Origin of the sequence: Pseudoalteromonas sp. CR1 (genome assembly GCF_019392235.1) — a bacterium.
Classification (GTDB): domain Bacteria; phylum Pseudomonadota; class Gammaproteobacteria; order Enterobacterales; family Alteromonadaceae; genus Pseudoalteromonas.
In genome coordinates this window covers 165,705-171,850 of sequence record NZ_JAHXRM010000008.1, presented here as the reverse complement: position 1 = coordinate 171,850, position 6,146 = coordinate 165,705, and the positions used below count along the sequence as shown (strand labels likewise).

6 protein-coding genes and 1 tRNA gene are annotated in these 6,146 nt (G+C 40.8%); 3 read left to right on the top strand and 4 right to left on the bottom strand.

Annotation, left to right across the window (positions count from 1 at the left end; all coding sequences use genetic code 11):
* The 3 genes from KZZ04_RS09545 to dnaQ all read right to left on the bottom strand — a co-directional run bounded on the left by KZZ04_RS09545 (position 1) and on the right by dnaQ (position 2,268).
* Positions 1 to 77 (bottom strand) — tRNA-Asp (locus tag KZZ04_RS09545).
* Between the two features lie 97 nt (positions 78 to 174).
* On the bottom strand, positions 175 to 1,545 hold the full coding sequence (locus KZZ04_RS09540; RefSeq protein ID WP_219422565.1) for a TIGR03503 family protein: 1,371 nt from the start codon (positions 1,543 to 1,545) through the stop codon (positions 175 to 177).
* Between the two features lie 9 nt (positions 1,546 to 1,554).
* Positions 1,555 to 2,268, bottom strand: coding sequence for a DNA polymerase III subunit epsilon (dnaQ, locus tag KZZ04_RS09535; RefSeq protein WP_058405643.1), 714 nt, complete (start codon positions 2,266 to 2,268; stop codon positions 1,555 to 1,557).
* 68 nt (positions 2,269 to 2,336) lie between these two features.
* Between dnaQ and rnhA the strand changes: the two genes are divergently transcribed.
* Complete coding sequence (rnhA, locus tag KZZ04_RS09530) at positions 2,337 to 2,801, top strand: ribonuclease HI (RefSeq protein WP_058405644.1); 465 nt, start codon at positions 2,337 to 2,339, stop codon at positions 2,799 to 2,801.
* A gap of 11 nt (positions 2,802 to 2,812) precedes the next feature.
* Here rnhA and KZZ04_RS09525 read toward each other — a convergent pair whose 3' ends face one another.
* Positions 2,813 to 3,589, bottom strand: coding sequence for a class I SAM-dependent methyltransferase (locus KZZ04_RS09525; protein WP_058405645.1), 777 nt, complete (start codon positions 3,587 to 3,589; stop codon positions 2,813 to 2,815).
* Between the two features lie 53 nt (positions 3,590 to 3,642).
* Between KZZ04_RS09525 and gloB the strand changes: the two genes are divergently transcribed.
* Positions 3,643 to 4,416: a hydroxyacylglutathione hydrolase gene (gene gloB, locus KZZ04_RS09520; protein ID WP_219422564.1), complete on the top strand. Its 774-nt coding sequence runs from the start codon at positions 3,643 to 3,645 to the stop codon at positions 4,414 to 4,416.
* Positions 4,417 to 4,558: 142 nt separating this feature from the next.
* The gene (locus KZZ04_RS09515) at positions 4,559 to 6,142 is read left to right on the top strand and encodes a LysM peptidoglycan-binding domain-containing protein (RefSeq protein WP_219422563.1); all 1,584 of its coding nucleotides are present in this window, start codon (positions 4,559 to 4,561) and stop codon (positions 6,140 to 6,142) included.
* Positions 6,143 to 6,146: the final 4 nt, after the last annotated feature.

Sequence of the window (6,146 nt, the reverse complement as noted above, 5' to 3'; positions counted from 1 at the left end):
TGGCGGAGTGGACGGGACTCGAACCCGCGACCCCCGGCGTGACAGGCCGGTATTCTAACCAACTGAACTACCACTCCGCATTTTCGTTGCTGTTTAGGTCTCCCTGACAGCGGCGTGAATAATACGAACCAGCCCCTACTTCGTCAAGGGCTTTTTTGTTTTTTTACAGGTTTTTTAGTCATCTGACATCGAAAGGTTTAAAATTTCACCTGATTTGTCATTTTTTGAACCGTTTTTGTCAACTTGATTTTTTTCTGTGTCGTCTGCATCTTGATTCGCGTGTTTCTTTTTATTTAAAAAAGGTAAAGATAGTTTAATTTTAATCGGTTTTTTTTGTACAAATATTCGAATAGCTAACCAGCCAAGTAATATAATTAAAATATTACAGCCAATTATTAAGCTCACAATAGTTGATGTGGCCATTTTTTCTTCTTCAGGCTCAATTGGTGTGGCTTGTTCGGCTGCAACAACTGTTGCAGGATCAACTTCTGGCACGGCTTCTATTGGCCGGGCTATTTCAAATTTATAGGTTGGTAAAGTGGCCATAAATTCACGGCCGTTATTGTTAGTACCAAAAACAGACAGTTCTACACTGTATCGACCCCAATCATAGTTTTTAATTATCAACTCTCTGGTTTCACTTTGCGTAGCGTTAATTGTAAACATTTGCTCTTCGTTATTTGGGTAGTAAATCTTACCCTGAAAAATAACGGTCTCAGGTTTAACTATTTTATTGTCTATTGCGATCGTTAATTTATGTTCATCAATATTTTCATCTGCAAGTGCAATATCGAAACCAAACGGTGGTTCATGCACAATGATGGTGTTTTGAACGACCCTGCGTTGCAGTAAGGGAGTTGAAATGTAAAGTTCCGGTATCCACTCACCTTCAGGAAACACAAGTTTGAACTCACCGGTAAATACGCCATCTTTTGGCCGTTCATCAAATCCACGCCCGTCGTCTTTAAATTCGGCGACCTCTTGAACACCTGCGCCAAAGTTTGCAAAGCTATCGTTATTCGTACTTACAAAGTCAACATTAAGACTCACAACGTCTCTAAATAGATTTGCGTTAATGGGTTCACCATCATTTAATATTTGGCCAGTTACTTTTATAGTCTCGCCTCTAAAAAGCATGGGGGGTAACGGCTCTGCCTTAAGCGATATTTCACCCAGTACAACAATTCTGCTATCTGGTGAAATACTTCCTATAACTTGCCACGGACCTGGCATTGGTTTTTTTATAGTGACAAGGTCATAGCTAAGCTCGTCAAACCATTCAATATTCGTATCTCTAACTGCGTTGGTGGCAAAATACTTACTGCCATCAGGCCTAACTAAGATAACGGCAGGTGTTCCTGGTTTTCTGAAAAAGAGTAATGTGATTTCGTCTATTTGGCTGTCAATTCGAAAGCGATTGTCGAGTAAGGGGATTTCATTTTGCAGGCCATCCCGTTTTAATACTTCAACTTGCTCTGCGCTGTAAGCATTACTTGGTAACAAGCTTAGTGCACATAACACGATTACAAAATACATTATTCTCATTATAAGGCCTTATTCAGCGCGCCATAGGCATTGGCCGCCTTCTTTATTTACAAGATCCAATCTGGCTTCGTGTGCGCTTTGCTCTTCATCTGTGGCGCGTAATACAACCAATGGCTCTCTTTCGCTGGTTAAACGTCTTATACCACCTTGCTGTTGCTCGCTACCATCATCTTTGTTTTGATTTAAGTTTAACTTTGTTTGTCCGCCTGTCATGGCAAGATAAACATCAGCTAAAATCTCAGAATCCAGTAACGCGCCGTGTAAGGTCCGTTTGGCGTTGTCTATGTCGTAACGTCGGCATAACGCATCTAGGTTATTCTTTTGACCAGGATGCAAATCACGCGCCATTTTAAGCGTGTCGAGAACTTGACAGTAATCATGGGTATTTGGAAAGCCTTGATTAAGCAATGCAAATTCATTATCCATGTGGCCCACATCGAACGGGGCATTATGAATAACAAGCTCAGCGCCTTTTATATAGTCAAAAAACTCTTGTGCAATATCGCGATAAAGCGGTTTGTCGCGTAAAAATTCATTAGTAATACCGTGAACGTCAATCGCTTCTTCTTCTATGCTACGTTGCGGATTAATATAAACATGAAAGTTATTACCTGTTAAACGACGGTTTACTAACTCTACACAACCAATTTCTATAATCCGGTGCCCTTGTTTAGGGTCTATGCCGGTGGTTTCTGTATCTAAAACTATTTGTCTACGTGCCATATCGAATTAAGCCTGACTCTGGTATCTTTCTATAATCACTTTATTGTACATAAGATCAAGGTAAAACAGTGCAAAAAACCGTAGAGATTTACACCGATGGCTCATGTTTAGGTAATCCAGGCCCCGGTGGTTATGGTATTTTTATGATTTATGACGCCCATGAAAAAAAATTAAGCCAAGGCTATAAGCTCACCACTAACAATCGCATGGAAATGCTCGCGGCTATAGTGGCACTTGAATCACTTAACCGTGCTTGTGTTATAAACCTAACAACAGATAGTCAATACGTAAAACAAGGTATTGAGTCATGGATTTCAAATTGGAAAAAACGTGGCTGGTTAACGTCAGCTAAAAAGCCAGTTAAAAATGTAGACTTGTGGAAGCGCCTAGATGCAGCTTGCAGCCAACACACAGTAAATTGGAAGTGGGTTAAAGGTCATAGCGGCCATAAGTACAACGAAATAGTTGACGATTTAGCTCGCGATGCAGCTGGCAGCAAAGATTTACTCGAAGATGTAGGCTACCAACCTTAATTTATTTGCTGCTAACGGTTGTCACTTTTTTGGTCGCACGTTTTGTAATGCTGCTTAGAGGTTTGCCTAAGCCCCGCCCCTTTGACAGGCACAAACTGTGGTCGAGCATGCCACTTAGGCTTTATTGGTGTAAGTGGGGCAACGCGCTTTCGAGCCACCAGCATATAAACACTGCCCATTGGTTTTAAATATTGCTTGGCAAATGATCGCCAAAATTCAAACCGTGATAATCTGTTTCCCCTCGCTAGTGATGAGTAAATAAATCGCTCGTCACTTACAATTTCAAACCCCAATAAATTTAGCCAATCTTTTACTCTTGCAGGGGTAAAAAATCGTCCTGTCCAAGGTAGTTTTTGCCCGCTAAACGGCAACATTTGCGCTAGCCCACACAAACTCAACGGATTAAACCCTGTAATTAAAACGTAGCCGCCAGGTATAAGTGTTCGATGAGCTTCTCGTAAAATGTGGTGTGGATCTGAATGGTACTCTAAGCAATGGCTTAAAATACACGCGTCAACGCTATGCTCATAAAAAGGCAATTCGTCTATGTCTGCCACAACCCCCGTATAAGGTCCCGGCTCTGCGACACACACTTGGTGCTTAATGGTACTTAAACTTGTATTTAACTCACCGCTTAAATTACCTAACTTAAGCATATGGTAACCAAACATACGTGGTAGCCAATATTGCATTTTACGTTCAATATCAGCTTGCAAATAATCCCCGTGAGGGAACTGCTGCCACGACAGTGGTTTGGGTCCTTCTTGAAAACTAAGGGCTGGTTTCATTTTATGAGCTCGTTATACTATGCGTTAAGTGTCACTTTATAGAGCAATTTAACATGGTGCAAGTCAAAGCAATTAAAGCCTTTTCAGATAATTATATTTGGTGTTTAACCACTGAAAATAGCTCTCAAACATGGGTCGTTGACCCCGGGCAGGCTGAGCCTGTGCTAGCGTATCTTGCAGCACAAAATTTAACATTGGGTGGCATTTTAATTACCCACCACCATTACGATCATACCGATGGAGTTGCGCAACTAATAAAGCAAAACCCGACAGTTAACGTATATGGACCTAAAAACAGTCCATTTAAAGGTATAACGCACCCATTGGTTGATGACGATTATATTGAAGTTTTAGGTATTAGCTTCAAAGTGTTAACCACCCCAGGGCACACACTGGATCATATTTGTTTTGTGAATAACGACATAGCATTTACTGGTGATACCTTATTCAGTGGTGGCTGTGGCCGTTTATTCGAAGGAACCAGTGAACAAATGTGGCATTCTCTTAACAAGTTAAAAGCACTGCCTGCAGCGTGTAAAATATTTTGCACTCACGAATACACACAAGCAAATTTAGCCTTTGCCAAAGCCGTTGAGCCACGCAACCCTGCGTTAATTGCGCACAGTGAGTTAGTAGATGAGCTAAGGAAAGAAGATAAAATTTCCTTACCAACCACAGTCGGAAAAGAGCTTAAAATAAACCCGTTTATGCGTAGCGACATTCCAACTATTACAGAAGAAGTACCTGAAGAATTTATCTTGGTTACAAAAAACAATGAACCTTGGCGTAACTTTGCAGCTCTTAGAAAGTTCAAAGATAATTTTTAGCGCATATGCGTTTAATATTTAAAATCATTAACTTGAAATATATAAACACGTCCGACTAAGTGCTGTAATTGTCATAAAGTGGTAATGTTAGTTTATAAAAGGTAACATTTGCCGAGTTTTTTTACCCGATGTATTGGTATTTATGAATAAATCTCCTCTTATAATAACCTTGGCGCTTGCGCTAAGTGGTTGTCAAACATTGACCACCTTAGACTCAAACTCTCAAGAAGCAAATCAAGCCAGTGAGCAGCTTGAAGGTGCGAGCCCAAATGATATTAACAATGCATTAATGGTAAACGCGCAATATCAACAACTAGATAGCGATGAACTAGAAGCGCCTGTGTTTGACGATGTATGGGAGCGAATTCGTTACCAACTATCGATTAATGTTCCTCAAAACCGCCCAGTTGTGGCCGAGCGTAACTATTACGCAAAGCATCAACGTTATTTAGACCGTATTTCAAAGCGTGCAGAGCCGTACCTTCATTTTATTGTTGAAGAAGTAGAAAAACGCGAGATGCCAATCGAAATTGCGCTCCTTCCTATTGTAGAAAGCGCTTTTGATCCCTTTGGCTATTCTCATAGAACGGCCTCCGGTATTTGGCAATTTATGCCACAAACAGGTGAACGTTTTGATTTAAAACAAAACTGGTGGTACGACGGTCGCAGAGATATTGTGCAATCAACCCGTGCAGCATTAGATTATTTGTCTTATCTTCACAAAACACTTGAAGGTGATTGGCTCAATGCCATAGCCGCCTATAACTCTGGTGAAGGGCGCTTGATGCGCGCAATTAAAAAAAATCGTAAAAAGCATTTGCCTACCGATTTTTGGTCATTAGATTTACCAAGAGAAACCACGGCTTATGTACCAAAGCTACTGGCACTGGCTGACTTATTAAAACGCTCGGATGAATTTAATGTAACGTGGAAACCTATTATCAACGCCCAAGTGGTAGACGTTGTTGATGTGGGATCACAAATAGACCTTGCTCTTGCTGCCGAAATGGCAGACATGACATTAACCGAGCTTTACAGATTAAACCCAGGGTTTAATCGTTGGGCTACTGATCCAAATGGCCCGCACTCTTTGCTTTTACCCATTGATAAAGCACAGCAGTTTTCTGAAAAACTTGCCAATACTGATATTAAAAATAGGCTTCGTTGGCAACGATACGTGGTAAAAAGCGGCGATAGCTTGTCTGTGATTGCTAAAAAGTTTACCACTAGCACCAGCGCGATTCGATCTCTGAATAAGCTTGATTCGAATACAATACGCATTGGACAAGAGCTATTAGTGCCGTTAACCGACGGTGCAATAAATAGCGAGCACCTACCAAAGCAAATGCGTATGGCTGCTAATAAAACATCACGCACTAAGCTTTCTCACACCGTAAAAAGTGGCGATACCTTATGGGATATTAGCCGCGAATACGATGTCACAATGGATGAATTGGCAAAGTGGAATAAGCTTAAAAAAAATGCAGTGCTGCGCTTAAATCAAAAGCTCACAGTGTATAAATCACAAAATACAACGGCCAGCGCAACTAAAAGCACTAACCGCACGATTACGTACAAAGTGCGAAGAGGCGATTCACTTGCGCGTATTGCGTCTAAGTTTAATTTAACGGTAAGCGAGATTATTAAATGGAATAATTTAGCTGGTCAAAAGTACTTACAACCGGGGCAAAAATTAAAGCTTAAAGTGGATGTAAGAAGTAGTTAACTAC

What these genes read in the sequence shown, in the direction of transcription:
- KZZ04_RS09525 (WP_058405645.1), bottom strand. Translation starts at nt 3,589, where the DNA reads ATGAAACCAGCCCTTAGTTTTCAAGAAGGACCCAAACCACTGTCGTGG.
- KZZ04_RS09515 (WP_219422563.1), top strand. Translation starts at nt 4,559, where the DNA reads ATGAATAAATCTCCTCTTATAATAACCTTGGCGCTTGCGCTAAGTGGT.
- dnaQ (WP_058405643.1), bottom strand. Translation starts at nt 2,268, where the DNA reads ATGGCACGTAGACAAATAGTTTTAGATACAGAAACCACCGGCATAGAC.
- KZZ04_RS09540 (WP_219422565.1), bottom strand. Translation starts at nt 1,545, where the DNA reads ATGAGAATAATGTATTTTGTAATCGTGTTATGTGCACTAAGCTTGTTA.
- gloB (WP_219422564.1), top strand. Translation starts at nt 3,643, where the DNA reads ATGGTGCAAGTCAAAGCAATTAAAGCCTTTTCAGATAATTATATTTGG.